General features: G+C 63.2%; 7 protein-coding genes. 2 read left to right on the forward strand and 5 right to left on the reverse strand.

Annotated features, from left to right (window positions below; genetic code table 11):
* Window positions 1-21: 21 nt before the first annotated feature.
* The 5 genes from HFK74_RS12010 to HFK74_RS12030 all read right to left on the reverse strand — a co-directional run bounded on the left by HFK74_RS12010 (window position 22) and on the right by HFK74_RS12030 (window position 18486).
* Entirely contained in the window at window positions 22-1323 is a 1302-nt protein-coding gene (locus tag HFK74_RS12010; RefSeq protein WP_180203687.1) for a tryptophan 7-halogenase, read from the reverse strand.
* Entirely contained in the window at window positions 1320-1997 is a 678-nt protein-coding gene (locus HFK74_RS12015) for a S8 family serine peptidase (RefSeq protein ID WP_180203688.1), read from the reverse strand. Before HFK74_RS12015 ends, HFK74_RS12010 begins: the two co-directional genes overlap by 4 nt.
* Window positions 1987-3705 (reverse strand): ABC transporter ATP-binding protein, encoded by a 1719-nt coding sequence (locus HFK74_RS12020; RefSeq protein ID WP_180203725.1) that lies wholly within the window; start codon window positions 3703-3705, stop codon window positions 1987-1989. Before HFK74_RS12020 ends, HFK74_RS12015 begins: the two co-directional genes overlap by 11 nt.
* Entirely contained in the window at window positions 3705-5609 is a 1905-nt protein-coding gene (locus tag HFK74_RS12025) for a sigma-54-dependent Fis family transcriptional regulator (RefSeq protein ID WP_180203689.1), read from the reverse strand. The genes HFK74_RS12020 and HFK74_RS12025 overlap by 1 nt, the downstream gene beginning before the upstream one ends.
* 244 nt (window positions 5610-5853) lie before the next feature.
* Window positions 5854-18486: a peroxidase family protein gene (locus HFK74_RS12030; protein WP_180203690.1), complete on the reverse strand. Its 12633-nt coding sequence runs from the start codon at window positions 18484-18486 to the stop codon at window positions 5854-5856.
* Window positions 18487-19181: 695 nt separating this feature from the next.
* On the opposite strand from HFK74_RS12030, the gene HFK74_RS12035 reads away from it, so the two are divergent.
* Together HFK74_RS12035 and HFK74_RS12040 are read left to right on the forward strand one after the other, a co-directional pair.
* On the forward strand, window positions 19182-20918 hold the full coding sequence (locus HFK74_RS12035; protein WP_180203691.1) for a type I secretion system permease/ATPase: 1737 nt from the start codon (window positions 19182-19184) through the stop codon (window positions 20916-20918).
* Window positions 20919-20924: 6 nt separating this feature from the next.
* Window positions 20925-22265 (forward strand): HlyD family type I secretion periplasmic adaptor subunit, encoded by a 1341-nt coding sequence (locus HFK74_RS12040; RefSeq protein ID WP_180203692.1) that lies wholly within the window; start codon window positions 20925-20927, stop codon window positions 22263-22265.
* Window position 22266: the final 1 nt, after the last annotated feature.

Here is a 22266-nt window from a genome sequence, read left to right on the forward strand (position 1 = left end):
CCACGCAGAGCGTGGGAACGATCAGTGCGCTGGTTTGAAACCCTGAGCCAACAACCAACTCCTGACCATCCTCCCCTGCTCTACAGTCAATCCAGCCAGCGCCTGCTCAGCCGGCTCGGTTCGCAACCGCCGCACCAACGGCGCCAACTCCACCCCTTGCACATGCCAGATCCCCAACGGCTGATCCGCCGTGATCACCACTTCGGCCTCATCGACAAACCCGTCACGCAGCACCGGTGCCCGCTCGATCCTCAACGCAGTGAAATCCGCCTCGGCATGAGCCACCTCGGTATCCGGCCATTGCCGCCGCGCCTGCCAGAACGGCTGATCCAGCCAACGCTGCTCATCGGCATAAAAATCCCGGCCAATGCGCGCAAACCGCAGGAACAGCTGCTCTACCCGCTGCTGATGAAACCGCCGGGCCAGCGCCGCGCGCTCGGGTTTGCGCAATAAGGTGTTGATCACCGTCGGCGCCTGCAACGCCGAGGACAGGGATTGAAAGATGCCGTTGCCCGACAACGGGTCGACCGCCATCGCCGCATCACCGACCCGAATCCAGTTGTCGCCGCACACCTGCGGGCTGAGAATTGCCGTGCTGCTGCGGGCGTGCAGCTGCAAATCGACCTCGGCGTCGCCGCCGAAAAACGCCTGGGCAAACGACGATGCCTGGCGCCGCTGTCGACAGTACTCGAGCAGTTGAGCCTTGCCCGGCAGGGCGGCGCTGGCCACGTCCACGGTCCATTGCCAATAACACTGGCCGTCGGCCCGTCGCGCCATCCAGGCCCAGCCGTCCTGAAGGCTTTCCACGGCGCTGGCGGTGTTGCCTGGCGCCCCTTGCCAGCGATTGAGCAGGCTGACGGTCTCCGGCCCGCGCAAGCCTTTGCCGAGGGCGGGTGCCTGGCGGCCACGGGCTTCCACCAGGAAGTCCGCAACCACTGCCTGGCCACCGTCCATGTCGATTCGATGACCGCTCGCGAGTGCCTGAACCGCCAACACCCGGCCCTCGATCAGCTCAATGCCCGCCAGTCGCAACGCTTCGCGCAGGCCGCGATCGAAGGTCGGACGGTCGAGCAGGAACTCGACGTTCTGCGCGTGCTGCTGGCCGTTCCAGTTCACTTGCCGCTGGGAGGGCAACGTCGCCTGCGCCAGCGCCTCATGCAGCCCGGCACCGCGCAACGCCTCCAGCACCCGTTGGGAAACACCTTCCAGGGCGGCAAAGCGGCGCCATTCGCTGACCAGCGTGACCGCATACCCCAATCGCCGCAGCCCCAGCGCTACCGCCGCGCCCGCGGGCCCGGCGCCCAGGACCACTATCGCGATCATGGCCCTGAACGCCGTTCGGGGCCGCGATACCGGGCGTTTTTCTGCAAATACTCGATGACCTGCTCGTTGCTCGCCTCGGGCTGTGCCACCAGGAATGCCGCAATGTGCCCGCTCAACGCCGCACAACCGAGACTGGCGCCGGACTGCCCCGGATAAGTGCCGTGCACGCACGCGGCGAAATCCGCCTGGGCACTGTCGAGCCATGACCATTCGAGTTCGGCGCAGCGCGCATCGCCGGTCACCCGCAGCACCTGTGGGTAATTCGCCGGAAACACGCCTTCGCCCTGGGCCGGGCTGGAAGCGCACAGCAGCACGCCCCGCTCCACCGCCGCCGCGCAGGCGCTGCGCAACAAGCTGCGATCCTGACGCAAACCCAGGCTCAGATTGATCAAGCGCACGTCCTGCGCCACCAGCCAGTCGATGGCCGTGGCGATCTGCAAGGCGCTGGTCACCCCGCGCCGGTCGAACACTTGTGCCACGCAAAACAGGGCCGAAGGTGCACGCCGGCCGATGGCTTCGATCACCGCGCTGCCATGGCCCAGCGGATCATCACGCAAGTCGCTTTCAACCAGGCCATCTTCCACCAGGGAAAAACGCCGGCCGGCGACGACTTGCACCCGCTGCGCCGTCGAATGGCCGCTGTCCACCACACCAATCCTCAACTCAGGCTTCATGCAGCACCGTTTTCGAAATCAATACACCGTCGAGCAATTCAAAGCGCAGATCGGCATCGGCCAGGGTCGAGGGGCGATGGCTGATGAGGATGCGCGTGCGCCCGGCAAACAGCCGGTCGATGGCTTCGATCACCTCGCGCTCGGTGGCTTCGTCCACCGCCGAGGTGGCTTCGTCGAGCACCAGGATCAATGGGTCCTGCAACAAGGCGCGGGCAATGGCGATGCGTTGTTTCTGCCCGCCGGACAACTGCTGGCCGCGCTCCCCCAACGGACTGTCGAGGCCCTCGGGCAGGGTCGCGATCAGGCTGTCGAGCTGCGCCAGCCGTGCGACTTCGGCGATCGCTTCACGGCTGGCGTCCGGCACGGCGTAAGCCAGGTTGTCGGCCAGGCTGCCGCGAAACAGCACGATGTCCTGGCTGACCACGGCAATGCGCCGACGCAACTCGAACAGGTCGAGTTCGCGCACATCCACGTCTCCCAGCAGCACCCGCCCGGATTGCGGGTCGTGGTGGCGTTGCAGCAGATCGATCAGGGTCGACTTGCCGACCCCGGAGCCGCCGCTCAGGGCGACTTTCAAGCCGTAGGGAATCCGCGCCTCGATGCCGCGCAGGGTGGTCGGGCGACCGGGATGGCTGAAGTGCACGTCATCGAAACGCAGCTCGCCAGAGCTCGGCATCGCTTTCGGTGCTTCGGGTGTCAGGACGGTTGCTTCTTCGCCGCGCAGCTCCATCACCCGTCCGAGGCTGACGGTCATACGCTGAATCGCCACATAAAGCCCAAGCAGGCTCTGAACCGGCCCGACGGCCATGCCCAGGTACGTGGAAAACGCAATCAACGCACCCAACTGCCAGGTGCCCTGCACCACCCAATAACCGCCAATCAGGAACGCACAGGCGCGCGACAGCGAAGTCAGCGTGCCCGGCACGGCCTGGGTGAAAAACTCGGTGACCTGCAGGCGCAGCAACTGGCTCATGTAGCCCTGGCCCAGGCTCTCCAGCCGGCGCGCCTCGCGTTGTTGCTGGCCGGCGGACTGGATGAACTTCATCACCGGCAGCGTCTCGACCATGAACGACGACATGTCCGCCGAGCGCTCACGCAACTGCCGCACATCGCGCTCGACCTTTCGCCGCATCCAGCGCAGCCAGAGCACGTCGAGGGGAATCAGCACCAGTGCCAGCAGCGACAGCTTCCACGACAAAGTCAGCAGCATGACCACGGCAACCACCAGGCCGATCACGCTGGACACCGCCGAGAACAACGAATCCACGGCAAAGCGCTGGATTTCCGCCACGTCGCCATCGAGTCGCGACATCAGGTCGCCGATGCGCCGCTGGCCGTAAAAGCTTGGCGACAGGGTCTGCAAATGCCGATACAGATCATCGCGCAGGGCAAACAGCATGCGCCCGGACAAGCGCGTGTGCAGGTAACGATTGATCCCGGACAACGCCGTGCCGAGCAATCCCGCGACGATCATCAGCCCGGCGATCAGCACCAGCATCGGGAAGTTGCGCGCCAACAGGCCATCGTCGATCAGCAACTTGGTCAGCCACGGCTGCACCAGGACCAACGCCGAGGCGCAGACCGACAAGCCCAGCAGCCCGGCAATCGCCAAACGGTGCGGGCGCACGAAACTGTATAGCCAGCGCAACGCGGCTTGCAGGGCCTCGGGGTCCTGGCTGTCGATCAGCCGCACGATCAGGCGCTGCATCACGGGCGCAACTGCTTGAGCTTGCGATACAGGGTCGCGCGGCTGATGCCCAGGGCGTCGGCGGCGGCCGAGACGTTGCCCTGGTGGCTGTCCAGGGACTGGCGGATCATCTCCAGTTCGTTTTCCCGGATACTGCCGGCCTGGGGTCGTTCGCCGGCGTTGAGCTCGTCGAGCATGCTGTCGGGCAAGTGGTCGAGGGTGAGCACGGTCTCCCCCGCTTCGCGCATGGCCAGCGCGGTGCGCAGGACCATCTCCAGCTGCCGGATGTTGCCCGGCCAGTGATAGCCCTCGAGCAAGCGGTTCAAGTCGTCGTGCAGGACCACGTTCGGTGCCTCGAGACGGGTCAGCAGTCGGCCGACCAGCGCACTGAAATCCTCGCGTTCGCGCAGCGCCGGGAGCATCACGCTGATGCCGTTGACCCGGTAGAACAGGTCTTCGCGAAAGTGCTTGTCCTGCACCAGGCGCTTGAGGTCGCGGTGGGTAGCGCAGATCAGCGCGACGTCGATGTCCTGCTCTTCGCCGGCGCCCAGCGGCGCCACCTTGCGGTCCTGGAGCACGCGCAGCAGGCGGGCCTGCAAGGCCAGCGGCATGTCGCCGATTTCATCGAGAAACAAGGTGCCGCCGTGGGCCTGTTGCAGGCGTCCGACCATCCCGCCCCGGCGCGAACCGGTGAACGCGCCCTCGCGGTAGCCGAACAGTTCCGACTCGATCAGGCCTTCGGGGATCGCCGCACAATTGACCGCGACGAAGGGTTTGTCGCAGCGGCTGCCGGCCATGTGCAGGGCGCGGGCAATGACTTCCTTACCGGTGCCGGTTTCACCCAGCAGCAATACCGGCAACTGGTTGGCCAGGCCTTGTCGGGCCATGCGCAGGGCACGGGCATACCGGGTATTGCTGCCGGCTAGGGATTCCAGGTCCGGTTGTGCCTTGGCGGTTTTTGCCGGGCTGCGTGGCGCAGTTCCGACGTTGAGGGTTCGCTGCGGCGCGCGCAGGGTCTTGTAGAAGAACTCGCCTTTGGCGGTCTGCAGGCTGCCGACGCCGCCCTGGTGCAGGCGTGCCAGCAATTGCAGGCCATCGACGCCGAGAAACTCTTCGCAGCGCCGACCCACCAGCGCCGAACGCTCGGCATGCAACAACTGACAGGCCTGGGCGCTGACCGCGAGGATCTGCCCGCCCAGGCTCACCGCCAGCAGGCCCTGCCACGGCGATTCGAGGTACTGGCGGCGACTGTGGAACGCCAGGACGATTTCGTCCGGATAGCTGGCGTTGAACACCCGGCTCTCGATCTGGCTGACGGCCATGGCCAGCAGCGCGGTGCTGTCGTGGGCTCGGCCCAGCGGGCCTTCGCGGGTCAGGTCGAGGACGCCGAGGATGTCGCCCTGAGGGCAATGGATCGGCACCGAGGTGCAGGAAAAATCACTGAGGCGATCCAGGTAATGTTCGCCGCAATCGATCAGGGTTGGCCGGGCTTCGACCAGTGCCGTGCCAAGGGCGTTGGTGCCGCGAACGGCTTCGCTCCAGCAGGCGCCAAGGGTGATGTCTTGCAGGCCACTGCCCTTGAGACGGTCGGCGCGGCCTTCGACGGCGAGGATGGTGGCGTCGGAGTTGGCGAGGATGATCAGCCCTTCCTTGCCCTGGCGTTCGGCCAGGTAATCGATCGACGGCAACGCCGCATCGATCAGCAGGCGATTGCTCGCCAGCAACACATCGACGCTGGCACTCGATTCCAGCGCCAACTCATGCTTGGCATTGAAATGCACGCCATGGCTGAGGCTGCGCCGCCAGGAGGCATCGATTTCCGCGCGCAGGACGCCGTCCGGGACTTCGCCTTCCAGGTGCAGCTTTTCCCGGGCCAGCCGGGCTTCACGGTGCAATTTGGGGGAGTTTGTTTTTATTAGCGTCATCAAGCGCTCCGGGTCGTCCGCCCTGCGCCGTACTTTATATGTCGGCGCTGTGGAGCCATCTTGACGTTAACGTCAGGGCAATGGCAAGTGCCTTACGGCGCTTGTGTTCCGGCAGGTGGATCGCGTTATCGTTCTTCGCGGGCAAGCCTCGCTCCTACAGTGGTTGGCAATCAAAAAAAAGGGAGGGCATCCATTGCCCTCCCTTCCTCTGTTTACGCTTACTGCGACACTACTGACCAGGACCTCAAGTGGCCAGAATGAAGTCTGTTGCAGTAATGGTTGTTGCGTCGTTCACACCTACCAGGCGAATGGAGTCAGCTCCTCCGATGCTGACCAGGGTATCCGCACCCACATCGGTGATGGTGACGCTGCCGGCAAAGGTCGCCGCCGTGATGTTGAACGCGGTGACATCGAGCCGATCCTGGCCTCCTGCCGCGTTGGCATCGAAGCTGATGATCTGATCGGTCCCGAATCCCGCTGCGAACAGGAAGATATCGTTGCCGATGCCGGCATCCATGATGTCGTTGCCGGCACCGCCCGTGACCGTATCGTTGCCAGTACCGCCATTGAGAAGGTCATTGCCGTTACCCCCCAGCAATGTGTCGTTACCGACACCGCCGAGCAACGAGTCATCGCCATCGCCACCCTGGAGCAGATCGTTGCCGGTACCGCCATCCAGGCTGTCATTCCCCAGCCCGCCCAGCAGCGTGTCGTTGCCTGCGTCACCATCCAACGCATCATTGCCGTCACCGCCGTCGAGGCTGTCATCGCCAGTGCCGCCGTTCAGGGTATCGAGGCCAAGGCCACCCAGCAGTTGGTCGTTGCCGGCATCACCATTGAGCGTGTCGTTACCGCCGTTGCCGCTGAGGATGTCATCGCCGCTTTCACCACTGAGGGTGTCATTGCCTGCCCCTGCGGTGATGACGTTGTTCAACGTGTTGCCGTTGCCCACGAAGTTGCCAACGCCGGTGTAGGTCAGATTCTCGACATTGGCATCCAGCGTGTAACTGGCCAGCGACGTCTGCGTGGTATCCGTACCGCCACCCGCCGCCTCGACCACCACGTCCGCGGCGACATCGACGACGTAGGTGTCATTGCCGGCGCCCCCCACCATCCGGTCAGCCCCCGCACCGCCATTGAGGACGTCGTTACCGACCCCGCCGGTGAGGGTGTTGGCCAGCGCATTACCGGTACCGGTGAAGTTACCGACCCCGGTATAGGTCAGGTTCTCGACGTTGGCCGCGAGCAGGTAGCTGGCCAGGCTGGTTTGCACCAGGTCGGTACCGCCACCCACCGCCTCGATGACGCTGTCACCGACGTTGTCGACCACAAAGGTGTCGTTGCCGGCACCGCCATTCATGGCATCCGCACCGAGCCCACCGTTGAGGATGTCGTTGCCATCCCCGCCATTGAGGACGTCGCTGCCGGCCCCGCCGGTGAGGGTGTTGGCCAGGGTATTACCGGTACCGGTGAAGCTTGCGGCACCGATGTAGGTCAGGTTCTCGACGTTGGCACCCAGGGTGAAGCTGGCCAGCGCCGTCTGCACGGTATCCGTACCGCCACCCGCCGCCTCGACCACCACGTCCGCGACTGCATCGACGACGTAGGTGTCGTTGCCGGCGCCCCCCACCAACTGGTCAGCACCCGCACCGCCATTGAGGACGTCGTTGCCGGCCCCGCCGGTGATGGTGTTGGCCAGCGCGTTACCGGTACCGGTGAAGTTACCGGCACCGGTATAGGTCAGGTTCTCGACGTTGGCCGCGAGCAGGTAGCTGGCCAGGTTGGTTTGCACCAGATCCGTACCGCCACCCACCGCCTCGGTGACGCTGTCACCGACGTTATCCACCACAAAGGTGTCGTTGCCGGCACCGCCGTTCATGGCATCCGCGCCCAGCCCGCCGTTGAGGGTGTCGTTGCCGTCCCCGCCACTGAGGGTGTCGCTGCCAACCCCGCCGGTAATGATGTTGTCCAGCGCGTTACCGGTACCGGTGAAGTTACCGGCACCGGTATAGGTCAGGTTCTCGACATTAGCACCCAGGGTGTAGCTGGCCAGCGACGTCTGCACGGTATCCGTACCGCCACCCGCCGCCTCGACCACCACGTCCGCGACTGCATCGACGACGTAGGTGTCGTTGCCGGCTCCCCCCACCAACTGGTCAGCACCCGCACCGCCATTGAGGACGTCGTTACCGACCCCGCCGGTGATGGTGTTGGCCAGTGCGTTACCGGTACCGGTGAAGTTACCGGCACCGGTATAGGTCAGGTTCTCGACGTTGGCAGCGAGCAGGTAGTTGGCCAGACTGGTTTGCACCAGATCGGTACCACCACCCACCGCTTCGGTGACGGTGTCACCGACGTTGTCGACCACAAAGGTGTCGTTGCCGGCACCGCCATTCATGGCATCCGCGCCGAGCCCACCGTTGAGGGTGTCGTTACCGACCCCGCCGGTAATGATGTTATCCAGGGCATTACCGGTACCGGTGAAGTTACCGGCACCGGTATAGGTCAGGTTCTCGACATCAGCACCCAGGGTGTAGCTGGCCAGCGACGTCTGCACGGTATCCGTACCGCCACCCGCCACCTCGACCACCACGTCCGCGACTACATCGACAACGTAGGTGTCGTTGCCAGCTCCCCCCACCAACTGGTCAGCACCCGCACCGCCATTGAGGACGTCGTTACCACCCCCGCCGGTGATGGTGTTGGCCAGCGCATTACCGGTACCGGTGAAGTTACCGGCGCCGGTATAGGTCAGGTTCTCGACGTTGGCACCGAGCGTATAGCTGGCCAGGGTGGTCTGCACCAGATCGGTACCGCCACCCACCGCCTCGGTGACGCTGTCACCGACGTTGTCGACCACGAAGGTGTCGTTGCCGGCACCGCCGTTCATGGCATCCGCGCCAAGCCCACCGCTGAGGATGTCGTTGCCGTCTCCGCCACTGAGGGTGTCGTTGCCGGCCCCGCCAGTGATGCTGTTGGCCAGCGTATTACCGGTACCGGTGAAGTTGCCGGCACCGGTAAAGGCCAGGTTCTCGACGTTGGCGCCGAGCACGTAGCTGGCCAGGGTGGTTTGCACCAGATCGGTACCGCCACCGGCCGCCTCGGTGACGGTGTCACCGACGTTGTCGACCACGAAGGTGTCGTTGCCGGCACCACCATTCATGACATCCGCGCCGGTTCCACCGTTGAGGGTGTCGTTGCCGTCCTCGCCATTGAGGACGTCGTTGTCGGCTCCGCCGTTGAGAATGTCATTGCCCGTGCCGCCCAACAACAGGTCGGCACCCGCCAGGCCATTGAGCGTATCGTTCCCGCCCAGGCCATTGAGCACATCGTCACCCGTTCCGCCCGTCAGGGTGTTCGCCCCAGCGTCCCCCGTCAGTATCACGCCAGGCGGTACCAGCGCCGTTGCCGCAGAGGTCACCGTCTCCAGCGTGCCGAAGCCATCGGTGTAGCGCACGATCACCCGCAGTTGCAGATTGCCCTGCGCCCCACCCGGGGTGAACGTCGCAGCGGTCGCGCCGTTGATGTCGGTGAAGGTAGTCCCGGTACCTTGCTGCCATTGGTAGCTGAAGGTGCCCAGCCCATCCACATCGGCTATCCCGGCGGTCAGCGCGGTCAGCACCTGCCCTTGTTCCGGTGTCGTATCGCTGATCAGCGGCGCACCTGTCGGTGCATCGTTGACGTTTTCCACCGGGTCCGAAGGGTCGGACGCCACGCTTTCGGCCACACCGAAGTCATCCACGTAACTGACCACCACGCGCACCTGATCGCCGACCTGATCCTGAGTCAGCGTGAACGTGCTCCCGGTGGCTCCGGGGATGTTGACGAAGCTGACCCCGTTGGTCGCCTGCCACTGGTAGGTGAACTGCGGATTGCTGAGGCCATCGAGGTCAATGATGCTCGACGGGTCAGCGGTCAACACCTGGTTCTGCGCCAAAACCCCGAGGATGGTCGGCCCTGCGGTCGGTGTGCTGTTTCCCGCCGAGTCGACGATCTCCAGCGTACCCTTGGCATCCTGGTACACCGCCCGGACGCGGATGTTCAGGCCCGCCACATCGTCCGTCACCCGGAAGGTGGTGCCCGTCGCCCGCGAAGCTTCGCCGGCGTCGACAACGGTGATGTCCTCATAGATTCCCGTGCCAGGAATGTTTTCAACCTGCCAGTAGTAAGCCACCGCTCCGCTCACCGCGCCGGTCAGATTGCTTGCGCTTACGTTGTCCGCGTCGTGTACCCCCCGATTGCTGACGCGCAGCAACTGGCCGGCCACAGGCGTATCGTCACGCAGACCGGTAGCATTATCGAGAATCGCCAGATGACCCGACGGGCCCTCGTTCAAGGCAGTGCCAACGCCGGACGACTGCGCCAGGTCAGAGAACTGCAGACGCTCGATGCCGGTCAGGCGATCGACACCATCACGCCCCGCCACCAGGTCGGTCACGATGACCGTATTGCCCACGACTTCGACGGTGTATTCCGTAGAATTACCGGAGAACACCGCGGTATCGAAGCGGTCATTGCCGGTGAGGATCTCCCGCTTGATGATCAACTGACCCGGATTGTACGTACCGTTGAGCATGAACGGCACCAGCGGTTCCATGCTGTCGAAGGTGGCGATTTCCGGGCCAGTGCCATCAAGGTTTGCCCGTACGCTGATGCGTACGTTCAGCCACTTGTCACCGTCGATGATGTCGTCGCCGCCGCGACCTTCGATCAGGTCGCTGCCGCTGCCACCGAGGATGATGTTGCCGCCGTCGAAGAACGTCGCGCCCTCCGGCAGCACATCCGCCAGGCCGTCGATCAGGTCGATGTTGGTCAGCACACTTCCGGTTGCACCCGCGCCAGGTAGTGATGCGGCATCTTCGTTGTCACCGCGCAGGAAGTCGCCATGCCTGGAACCCGACAGACCTTCCATGATGTCGAAACGCACCAGCGCCGAGGCCCCCGAACCTGGTACCAGCGGTACATCGAAAAAGCGGTCGCTCATGTCGATGCTCACGCCCTGGGCGAGATCCTTGAACGTCGCCCAGTCATAGCCGGAGCCGCCGATATAGCGGTCACCAAGGCCGAGACTGCCGACCATGATGTCGTCACCGCCTTCACCGTTGAACTTGTCGTTCTCGCCACCGCCAATGAACACATCGTTGCCGATGATCGGGTCGTTGCCCAGCGGGTCGAAGTTGTCGCCAGGTGCACCGTCGGAGGTGCCCTTCTCGATCCAGTCGTCGCCTTCGTTACCCATGTCCTGTTCGTTGGCTTTGCTGCCGAGGATGAAGTCGTTGCCCTGGCCACCAATGGCTTCGGAAGCGTCCTCACCGGTCACGATGAAGTCATTGCCGAACCCGCCAATGATCAGGTTGACGCCGTTGCCACCGTGCAGCACGTCGTTGCCGTCGCCCCCCTGGATGTTATCGTCGCCGCCAGCGTCAGTGATGATGTCGTCGCCGGCACCACCGCGCAGTTGGTCGTTGCCGTCACCGCCTTCGATGCGGTCGTTGCCGCCGTCACCCCAGACGGTGTCATCGCCTTCACTTGCGATGAGGATGTCTGCGCTGTTGGTACCGCCCAGCACGATGTGCTCTTCACCGGTGTACTTGATGTAGTTGGCATCCGGTCCGGCGGTCAGCGGGTTGTCGCGGAACACGACCTGATGGCCGTTCTCGAACGGATCGGCACTGCCCAGGCCATCGTTGTACTGCTTGGACTGGTCCCTCTCCAGATAGAAGCCAGGGTCCGAGAACACCAGGCCCGGCAGGTGCGTGGCCGAGGTGTTGGCCATGATCAGCTTGGCGAACGAGTTGCTTTCCAGCTCGGCATTCATCGACAGGCCAGAGGTACGCTCCAGGTAGTAGAAGCGGTCGCCGTCCTGCAGTTTCTCCATTTGATTCTCGAACACGAAGTTGAAGGTCGAGCCGAGCATGCCGCCAAACGGCGTTATCTGTTCAGCCAGGCCGCCGATCCATAGATCGATGGCGTCGACCCCCGTGATCGTCACACCCTTCAGGTCGTCGGCAGTCCCCAGGACCCCATCCTTGCCGGCCCGCGTTACGTTGGCCCAGGTGCCGGTGCCGTTGAGGAAGTCCAGGCGATCGGATGGCTCGTCAATACCCCCGTCGCCAAAGACCAGCAACATCGCCGCGGCGCGCTTGGCTTCCAGCGTGGTTGCCCCCGTGATCGTGCCATGGGTGCCGTAGGCCGCGATGAAGTTGATCAACGACTCCGGATGCTTGAGGTGCTGCACCAGGTCGACCCAGCTGCTGTACGGCTTGAGTTGGGTATCTCCGGTCTGGCTGTAGATGTCGCGGCGAATCGCATTGAGCGAGGGAATCCCCACGTCGCGGCCACGGGCGATGTTGATCGCCGGCAGGTCGAGTGGCAGGCCCAGCAGGTTGTTGCGCAGCGCCTCGGTGACGAACTCGTCGATTTCGTTACCGGCTTGCCGAGTCACCCCACGCACGATCGCACTGGTCGCATCCTCTGGCGTCACGCCACTGGCGGCATAGGCCAACGGGTTGAGGAACGCCGCGATCAAGCCCAGTTGTTGATCGGGGTTAGCGCTGCTCGGATCGCCAATCACGTCGAAATTGACATCGTAGCGATCGACGGTCTCGGTCAGCATCGAGTGGCCAAACCGGTACACGGTGTGGGCGAACTCGGCGACGATCGAGGCATCGAGGTCGACGTCATAGACCTGGGTCGGTGCAAAGAAAAGGTCAACACGAGGCTGGATGGTCCGCGCAAACTCCTCGAACACCAGGTGCTGATACTGCATCTCGGTGCCGAACTTGGCCGCCTGGAACAAGCGCTCGCCGTTCCACACCAGCGCATCGATCTCGGCCTGGTTCGCTGGCAAGGCCGCCACCGGCGTGAGCAGCCACTCGTTGAGGAAGGCCACGTCATGGGAATCGAGCACGGTGTCCTTGGTCTGCGCCACCAGCCGATTGTGCTCGGCGTGGAAGATCGCATGCACCGCGGTCAGGCCGATGTTCTCGTTGACCCGGCCGTCACCGGCGATGTAGTGAGCATCCAGCAACTCGTTGTCGTAGGTCAGGTTGGCCCCGGTCTGCGGATTGAACGCTTGTGGATTGCCCGTATCGGTATCCAGGTCAGGCACGAGCACGCCGCCGCTGAACACCGGCACAGCATTGTGGGCGATGTCGTTGAGGAAGGCATGGCCGGTGCGTACCGCGTTCACGAGGCTGATCGGGTTGGCGGGATTGCCTTCCATCAGGGTAGTGACGTCGTCGGCGGTGCCGGCAAGGCCGTCCTGCCCGTTGTTGAGGCGAATGACAACCTGAGGGAAGCCGTTCGGCCCCTTGATGAAGTTGCCATAGGCGTCCGTCGCCAGCAGCGGACCGCTGTCGATATCGGCGTCGGTGAGATTGATGCCCAGCACGTCACGTGCCTGCGCCTTGACCACCTTCCAGGTCGCCATGCCACCGATTTCGGTGTCGTCACTGGTACCGAACTTGCCGTCCAGCCCCAGGTCACGGTTGGTGATCAGGTTGCCGGTCGCTTTAGGGCCGTCATCCGTCATCACGTATCCGCGCAGGAACACCTGGTGCGACGGATGCGAGCTGTAGGTCTGGTTCTGGTCCACGAACGGCGTGGTGGTGTTGGTGTGCTCATGAATGTCGTCGGCCGTACCGAGAACGCCATCCGCCCCTGGCTGGTTGGTCGCGCGGGTCAGCACCATGAAGTTGGTGTTGCCGCCGGGCACATACAGCGGATCGTCAGTTTGCAGCGGGATGTAGATGGTGCCTGAACCGCCCTTGGTCACCAGGTCCAGGCCGTGGTCGAAGAACTGCCCGAAGAAGGTCATCCAGGCGTTGAACGGCGCGGACAATCCCGCATCCGTCGCGGTGTTCTCGAACAGGTACACATCGTGATCGTCTTCCGTACCGAACTTGCCATCCATGCCGGGGCTGGCGACTATGCGTACGCCATCCTTGAGCACGTCGTCGTTGCCGCTGCCCTCTACACCGTAGTCGAGATGACCGTTCGCACCCGGGTCGTATGCCGTGGCATAGGCCGCCGGGTTGTTCGACGTCTGGTCGACGATCAGGTTACTGATGGTGCGCGGCTGCGAGTCAAACACAGCGCCGCTGTTCTGTGCATACGATGATCCCGGGATGGCCGGCGAACCGGGGCCGAAGAAACCGGCAGGCGCACCTTGCGCCGGGTTGAAGACCGGATCGGTCAAGCGCGGGAAGGTGTTATCGGCGGCACCAAACCCGGTGTTGTTGATGCCGTTGAGGTTCAGCAGGTTGTTGTTCGACCCGTCGACCGCACGCAGGCCCAACGGCGCGCGGATATTCGGGATCAGCGAGAGGATGTCCTGACCGGCCGCGTCAGCCTCGGCAATCTTGATCTGGTCAAGGATGAAGTTGAGGTCGGAGCGGACCATATGCAGGCCCTCGCCACCCGCCGTGGCATCGGCCACGGGGGTCGGTGCCGTCGGAACAACCGGCGCGCCGGGCGCCACTACGGCCGTCGGCTGCGAGAACACTACTTCAGTCGTGCCATGGCCATCCTGGTAGATCGCCTTGACCCGCAACGACAGCCCGGCGAGGTCAGGAGAGACCTTGAACGAGGTGCCGTCGGCACTCTGGAACGCCAGGTCGCCAGCGGGCAAGAGGATGATGTCCTCGAAAACTCCGCTGCCTGGATCCGCCTCGAATTGCCAGTAGTAGGACACCGAGGAGTTGTTGAGACTGCCCCCGACGTTGTTGGCATCGATCACCCCGGCCACGCTGACGGTCAGCATGTCGCCCACCGTAATCGCGCCTCCGTTGTTATCGGTGATGGTCGGTCTGCCAATCGGTTGGGCATTGCCTGGCGCCAGCGCCAGCTGTCCATCGGCGAACTGCAGGCGTTCGATATGCAGCAGGGTATCGGTGCCGTCGCGGCCCGCTACGCTATCCGCCACCGTCCACACATCGTCCGCCGTGTCGAGCGTGCCACGGGTGTCGCGCGTCACCAGATAATCGATCTGATTCCCGGAGAAAATCGCGGTATCGAAGGCCTCCCCGCCGGTGGAGGTACCGGGCAGGATTTCCCGCACTGCCTTGAGTTGACCGGGGTTATAGGTGCCATCGAGCATGAAGGGAATCATGTCGACCATGCTGTCGAAGCTGGCGACCTCGGGACCGGTATGGTTGACATCACCCGGGGCATAAACGGCAATCCTGACGTTGATCCATTTGTCGCCGTCGATCAGGTCATCGCCACCGCGGCCCTCGATCAGGTCACTGCCATTGCCACCGAGGATGATGTTGCCCGTGGCAAATCCCGTGGTGGGCAGGCCGGCATCGGCCAGGAACTGCGCCAGTCCACGGATCAACGCCACATTGGTAAGCGCACTGCCCGTGGCCCCCCCGTGGTTGAGGATGGTGTCGGCATCGACATCATCGCCCCTGAGTACGTCGCCGTACTTCGAACCGGACAAGCCTTCCACTTCGGCGAAGCGGTCAAGGATCGAGGCGGGCGAGGCGCCGACCGGATTGAACACGCCGGTGTTCTGGTTTGGCGCGTTGCCGTGTGGCTGCGCCAGCGCGGCCATGGTCAGGTCAGCAGTGACGCCGAACTTGTCATCCTTGTAGGTGACCCAGTCGAAGCCGGACATGCCTTCCATCTTGTCCTGGGCATCGCTGCCGACAAAGATGTCATCGCCACCCTCGCCGATCATTTCGTCGAAGCCACCGCCACCGACGAAGATGTCGTTGCCGATCGTATCGTCAGTGAGCAACGGCGCGGCGTTATCGCCAGGCGCTCCGTCCTGGGTGCCCTTCTCGATCCAGTCGTCACCTTCGTTGCCGGTCGGTGGCAGGTTGGTCTTGGCACCGAGGATGAAGTCGTCGCCCTGGCCACCGAAGGTGGTGGTGATGTCTTCGGTGGTGACGATGAAGTCCTGGCCATCGCCGCCCAGGATCAGGTTGCCGGCGGCCAGCATGCTGCCGGCGATGATCACGTCGTTACCGGCATTGCCTTCCAGGCGGTTGTCGCCGAACGAGTCGGTAATGATGTCATCGCCTGCGCCACCCAGCACCGCATCGTTGCCGGCGCCGCCTTCGAGGCGGTCGTTGCCCCCGTCGCCATAAACGGTGTCATCGCCGTCACCGGAGATGATGATGTCATTGCCGGCGGTGCCGCCCAGGACCACATGGTCTTCACCGTTGTAGCGCAGGTAATTGCTGTCTCCACCGGGGGTATCGGGGTTGTCGCGGACCACCAGTTTGACGATTTCCACACCGTCGATCATGAGGCCGCCCGTCGGGTCGGCTTTGCCGCCCGCACCCAGGCCCGTGAACTGATTGTCCTGATTCACCTCGAGGGTGAACGTCGGTGTCAGGAACACGGTGTTCGACAAGTGGGTGACATCGCTGTTGAGCATGATCAGCTTGGCGAAGGAGTTGTTCTCAAGCTCAGTGCCGAAGTTCAGGCCTGCGACGCGCGACAGGTAGTAGAAGCGGTCGCCGTTCTGCAACGCCTCCATCTGGGTTTCAAACACGAAGTTGAACGTCGAGCCGAGCATGCCGCCAAACGGCATCTTCTGCTCGGCGAGGCCACCGACCCAGAAGTCGATGTCGTCCACACCGGTGGTGGTGACACCGTTGACCATGGCGTAGATGCCCGAACTGTTAAGGAATGCCAGGCGATCGGCCAGATTGGCGGTAAAGGTACGCTCATTCTCAGTACCCACGTTGATCACCGCGCTGCCGCCGAACACCAGGGCCGCGGCGACCGCACGCATCTCGACCAGCGTATCCACATCGGCCGCGATCAATGCGCTGTGGGTGCCGAAAGCGGCGATGAAGTTGACCAGGGATTCGGGGTGCTTGAGGTGCTCCGCAAAGTCAGCCCAACTGATGTACGGCGTGAGTTGGCTGTCGCCGGTGGCTGCATACATCTCACGGCGCGCTTCATTCAACGTGGGGATGCCCGTGTCGCGACCGCGCGCCAGGTTCAGGGCCGGCAAATCCAGCGGCAGACCGAGCAGGTTGTTGCGCAACGCTTCGGTGACGAACTCGTCGATCTCGTTGCCGACCTGACGGGTCGCACCGCGAATGATCGCACCTGCCGCTTCGTCCGAGGTCGCTCCGCTACCGGCGAACGCCAGCGGGTTAAGGAAGGCTGCGATCAGCCCCATTTGCGAGTCCGGGTTGTTCGGGTCAGTGAGGAGCGGATTGAACTCGGGGTCGAAACGATCGACGGTTTCGGTCAGCATCGAGTGGCCGAAGCGGTACACCACGTGGGCGAACTCGGCGAGGATGGCCGGGTTGATCGAAGTGTCATAGCCGTTGGGGGCAAGGAATTCGTCGACCTGCGGTTGAATGGTCCGCGCGAACTCCTCGAACACCAGGTGCTGGTACTGCATCTCGGTACCGAACTTGGCGGCCTGGAACAGGCGTTCGCCGTCCCACACCAACGCCGCGATCCCGGCGGCCGTGGTGGGTATCGCAGCCACGTCGTCCGCCAGCCATTCATTGAGGAAGGCCAGGTCGCCGGCGGCAAGGATGGTGTCCTTGGATTGCTGGACCAGGCGGTTGTGCTCGGCGTGGAACACATGGTGCACGGCGGTCAGGCCGATGTTCTCGTTCACCCGGCCGTCGCCGGCAATATAGTGGGCATCGAGCAGTTCGTTGTCATAGGTCAGGTTGTTGCCGGCATTGCCAACGGCCTGCGCGTTGCCGACATCGGTGTCGCCATCCGCCTGCAGAACCCCGTTGACCACGACCGGCGCGGCATTGTGGGCGATGTCGTCGAGGAAACCATGCCCGGTGCTCACGGCGTTGGCCAGGCTGATCGGCGCATCCCGGTTGCCTTCGACCAGTTGCGTGACGTCATCCGCCGTGCCGGCGGTACCGTCAGCACCGTTGTTGACGCGCATCACCACCTGCGGCATGCCGCTTGGCCCGCGGATGAAGTTGCCGTAGGCATCGGTGGCCAGCAGCGGCACGCTGTGCACATCGGCGTCGGTCAGGTTGATGCCGAGAATGTCACGGGCCTGGGCCTTGACCACTGCCCAGGTCGCCATGCCGCCATTTTCGCCATTGCCATCATCGGCCGTGCCGAACTTGCCATCGGCGCCGAGATCACGGTTGGTAATCAAGCGACCCGTTGCAATAGGGTCGCCTGCCGCGTTGAGGGCGTACTCGCGCAGGAACACCTGATGGGAGGGGTGCGAGCTGTAGGTCTGACTCTGGTCCACGAAAGGCGAGGTGGTGTTGGTCTGGCCATCATCGGCAGTGCCGACTTGTCCGTCCGCGCCAGCGGCACGCACTGCACGTGACAACACCATGAAGTTGGTCGGGCTGCCCGGTACGAACAACGGATCGTCCGGCTGCAGCGGAACGAACACAATGTCGGTACTGCTCTTGGTGACCAGGTCCAGGCCGTGGTCGAAGAACTGGCCGAAGAAGGTCATCCACGAGTTGAAGCTGGCGGTCAGGCCGACGTCCGGCGACACGTTGGGGATGAAGAACACTTCCTTGTCGTCTTCCGTGCCGAACACGCCATCCAGCCCGGGACTGATCACCGGGTCGGCACCGCCATTCGCCGCAACTGCTGCCGGGTTGTTGCCGGTCTGGTCGACGATCAGGTTGCTGATGATGCGTGGCTGCGGGTCGACCACATTGCCTGATGCGGCATAGGCCGCTCGATACTGGGCATCGAGCAGGCGCAGGAAGGAATTGTCCGCGGCGCCAAACTCGGTTTGCCCGGCGACCAGGTTGTTGTAGCTGCCATCGACGGTTCGCAGACCGAATGGCACCTGAGTGTTAGGCAGCAAATCGATGAGGCTGGCGCCACTGGCGTGCGCTTCTGCGATGAAGATTTGCTTGAGAATGAATTCCAGGTCCGACTTGTTGAAATTGGCCATTTTTTATTGTCCTCGATCTCTCTGGGGGAAAGGCATGGGACGAACGAATCCTCCCACGCCCAGTCAGGTGCTGGCTTGCGTAGTTCATTGGTTCAGCTGTATGGCGAGAGCAGGCGTGGGATAGGCAAAGCCGTCCCCGGCGCCTGGGAATGCGCGCCTGGAATTCGCGAAATGAATGGCTCGCTGAGCGATCAGGCAGAGCGATGCCGAGCCGGAGGGGGGCCATGGAAACTGGAAGTCGAAGCGAACTTCCTGAACAGCTCCGTCAGTGCGCAAGACAACGAAATGATCGCCATGTGTGCTCCTTCAGGAAAATCACCGTGCCTTGCATTGCCAAAGTGTTGGCTGGCTTCAGGGGGGCGATCACCCAACATGACTAAAGTTCCATAGCAAAAAACTGTCAATATTACGCCGCAAAAACAGACGACCGGTGTTAGACCCGCCAACTAGCTGTTCTTAAACGATATATAGAAAATACGAAGCACTTATAGCGCGAAATGTTATTTCAAAGTGTATCGCTACGGAAACAAACGCCACCTACGCTCCTGCATGTGAATTACCCAAAGAACATACCCAGAGAACTACCGCTTGTGTCGACGAGTTACTCGGGGAACTAGATGTATTGATAGTCAATTTCATTTACTGGTAGCGGGTGCGCCGCAAGGGCAACCGGCTTTTCGGTGAGGGAGGGTCAAATGCAAAAGCAGTCGAGCACCCGCTCAGAACTGGCGGACGCGATTTTTCGCCTGCGTCGCAGTTTTTACTCGCTGGGAGCGTTCAGTGGCGTTATCAACGTCATGATGTTGACGCCAGCGGTGTACATGCTGCAGGTCTATGACCGGGCCCTGGTCAGTCGCAACGTCACAACATTGACGATGCTGACCCTGCTGGTGATCGGGCTGTTCCTGCTGATGTCCACGCTGGAAATGGTCCGTACCCGCGTCGTGATCCGGCTCGGCAACTGCCTCGACATGGACCTCAACCGGCGCATTTTCACCGCCGCCTTCGAGCGCAACCTGAACCGCGCCGGAGGCAACCCGGCCCAGGCCCTGCAAGATCTCGCGCAGGTTCGCCAGTTCCTCACCGGCAACGCCCTGTTCGCATTCTTCGATGCGCCGTGGACGCCGATCTACCTGCTGGTCGCCTACCTGATCCACCCGCTGCTGGGCCTGCTCACGCTGATCGGTTCGCTGATCCTGATGGGCCTGGCCTACCTCACCGAAAAGGCCACGCAGAAGCCGCTGGCCGAAGCCAATCAGGCCTCTCTCTCCTCCGCCACGTACGCCAATAACAACCTGCGCAACGCCGAGGTCATCGAGGCCATGGGCATGCTGCCGTCGATCAGCAAGCGCTGGTACCAGAGCCATTTGCGCATACTGGAAATGCAGACCCTGGCGTCCGACCGCGCCGCCCTCATCAGCAGCACCGGGCGCTTCGTGCGTATCACCTTGCAGTCGCTGATTCTTGGCGCCGGCGCGCTGCTGGCGATCGAAGGCAAGATCACCCCGGGGATGATGATTGCCTGCTCGATCCTCACTGGCCGCGCACTGGGCCCGGTGGAACAGGTCATCGCGTCATGGAAGCAACTGCTCGGCTGCCGTTCGGCCTGGGGCCGGCTCAACGAGATGCTGCACGACTATCCGCGCCGGCCAGCGGGCATGCCACTGCAGCGTCCGCTGGGCATGTTGGCGGTGGAGAATGTGTTTGCCGGTTCCCCCGGTACCAACAACACGATCCTGCGCGGGGTGAGTTTCAGCCTTGTCCCCGGCGAAAGCCTTGGCGTTATCGGCCCATCCGCCTCGGGCAAATCCACCCTCGCCCGCCTGCTGGTTGGCGTCTGGCCGGCGCAGGCCGGCAAGGTGCGCCTGGACGGCGCGGACATATTCACCTGGAACAAGGGCGAACTTGGCCCCTGGCTCGGCTACCTGCCACAGGACGTGGAGCTGTTCGAGGGCACCATCGCCGATAACATTGCGCGCTTTGGCGAAGTGGACAGCGACGCAGTCATCCGCGCCGCCAAGAGCACGGGCGTGCACGACATGATCCTGCGTTTTCCGCAAGGGTATGACACCCGCCTGGCTACCGATGGCAGCCCGCTGTCCGGTGGTCAGAAACAACGCATCGCCCTGGCCCGCGCGCTGTATGGCGAGCCCAACCTGATCGTGCTGGATGAACCAAACGCCAACCTCGACGACGTCGGCGAAAAGGCCCTGGTCGATGCGCTGGCCGAACTCAAGGCCCGCGGCGCCACCGTCATTCTGATTTCCCACCGTCCCAACGTACTCTGCGCCGTCGACAAGGTGCTGATGCTGCGTGACGGCGGCGTGCAGATGCTCGGCACGCGCGACGAAGTATTCGCAGCGCTGCGCAAGGCCAGTGTGATGCCTGCTGGCGCGGCGACCCCGTTGGCCTCCGTCAAAGCACGGGAGTGACCGATCATGCAAATGAGCCAAACTACCGAGATGATTCAAGCCGATCCCAGGAGCGTGGTAGACCTGGACGTCGGTAAACCCGCGCGTTGGGGCGTGTGGCTGGTGCTCGCCGGATTCGGCGGCTTCCTCCTGTGGTCCTGGCTGGCACCGCTGGATGCCGGCGTGGTAGCGACAGGCACGGTCAAGGTCACCAGCAATCGCAAGGCCGTGCAGCACCTCAGCGGCGGCACCGTGGAGGCCATTCTCGTTCGCGAAGGCGATGTGGTGAAAAAAGGCCAGGAGGTGGTCCGCCTCGACTCGTTGCGTGCCGCTGCCGAACAGGGTGCGGTTGGCGCCCAGTACATCGTCAGCAAGACGGTGGAAAACCGCCTGGAAGCGGAACGTGACGGCCGCGATGTGGTGGAATTCGACCCTGAGTTGCTCAAGCGCTTCAGGGATGACCACCGCCTGGTGGCCGCCATGGACCTGCAACAGCGCCTGCTGGACACCCGGCGCGCTGGGCTCGCGGGTGAAATCAGCATCCTGGAGGAAAACCTGGCGGCGTCGCAGGTGCAGCTCAAGGGCCTGCAGCAGGTCTATGGCGCCCGCGCCTCGCAAATCAACTTCCTCAACCAGGAACTGCAAGGCACCCGCGTGCTGGCGGCCGAAGGCTATGTGCCGCGCAACCGCTTGCTTGAACTGGAACGCAGCAATGCCGACCTGTCCGCCGGCCAGGCCGAGAACCTCAACAACATCGCTCGGGTGCGTAGCCAGACCACCGAAATCAAGTTGCGCATCCTGCAACGCCAGCACGATTACCTGAAGGAAGTCGAATCGCAGCTGACTGAAACCGCCAAGGAAAACACCACCCTGGCTGACCGCTTGCGCGCGCTGGATTATGAAGTGACCCACACGGTGATTCGCTCGCCCATCGATGGCATGGTCCAGTCCCTGAGCATTGCCACGGTCGGGGGAATCATTCAGCCCGGCTTCAAGATCATGGAAATCGTTCCGGTCAACGAACCGCTGCAGGTCGACGCGATGATTCCCGTGCAGGCCATCGACAAGATGGTCCCCGGCCTGCCCGTGGACATTGCCTTCCCGGCCTTCAACCACGCCCAGACGCCAAACATTCCAGGGCGCGTGAAGACCATCTCCGCCGACCGCCTGCTCGACGAGGAAAGCAAGCAACCGTTCTACCTGGCCCAGGTGGAAGTCACACCCGACGGCATGAGCCTGCTTGGCAGCAATCACATTCGTCCCGGCATGCCCGCCAGCGTCACGATCAAGACCGGCGAGCGCAACTTGATGAGCTATCTGCTCAAACCGATGCTCGAGCGTGTGGACAGCTCATTCAAGGAACAATGAA

It is taken from the genome of Pseudomonas sp. SbOxS1 (assembly GCF_013416725.1).
Lineage (GTDB): Bacteria > Pseudomonadota > Gammaproteobacteria > Pseudomonadales > Pseudomonadaceae > Aquipseudomonas.

Excerpts from the sequence above, each read along its gene's own strand:
- HFK74_RS12010 (WP_180203687.1), bottom strand. The coding sequence starts at position 1,323 with ATGATCGCGATAGTGGTCCTGGGCGCCGGGCCCGCGGGCGCGGCGGTA.
- HFK74_RS12015 (WP_180203688.1), bottom strand. The coding sequence starts at position 1,997 with ATGAAGCCTGAGTTGAGGATTGGTGTGGTGGACAGCGGCCATTCGACG.
- HFK74_RS12020 (WP_180203725.1), bottom strand. The coding sequence starts at position 3,705 with ATGCAGCGCCTGATCGTGCGGCTGATCGACAGCCAGGACCCCGAGGCC.
- HFK74_RS12025 (WP_180203689.1), bottom strand. The coding sequence starts at position 5,609 with ATGACGCTAATAAAAACAAACTCCCCCAAATTGCACCGTGAAGCCCGG.
- HFK74_RS12030 (WP_180203690.1), bottom strand. The coding sequence starts at position 18,486 with ATGGCCAATTTCAACAAGTCGGACCTGGAATTCATTCTCAAGCAAATC.
- HFK74_RS12035 (WP_180203691.1), top strand. The coding sequence starts at position 19,182 with ATGCAAAAGCAGTCGAGCACCCGCTCAGAACTGGCGGACGCGATTTTT.
- HFK74_RS12040 (WP_180203692.1), top strand. The coding sequence starts at position 20,925 with ATGCAAATGAGCCAAACTACCGAGATGATTCAAGCCGATCCCAGGAGC.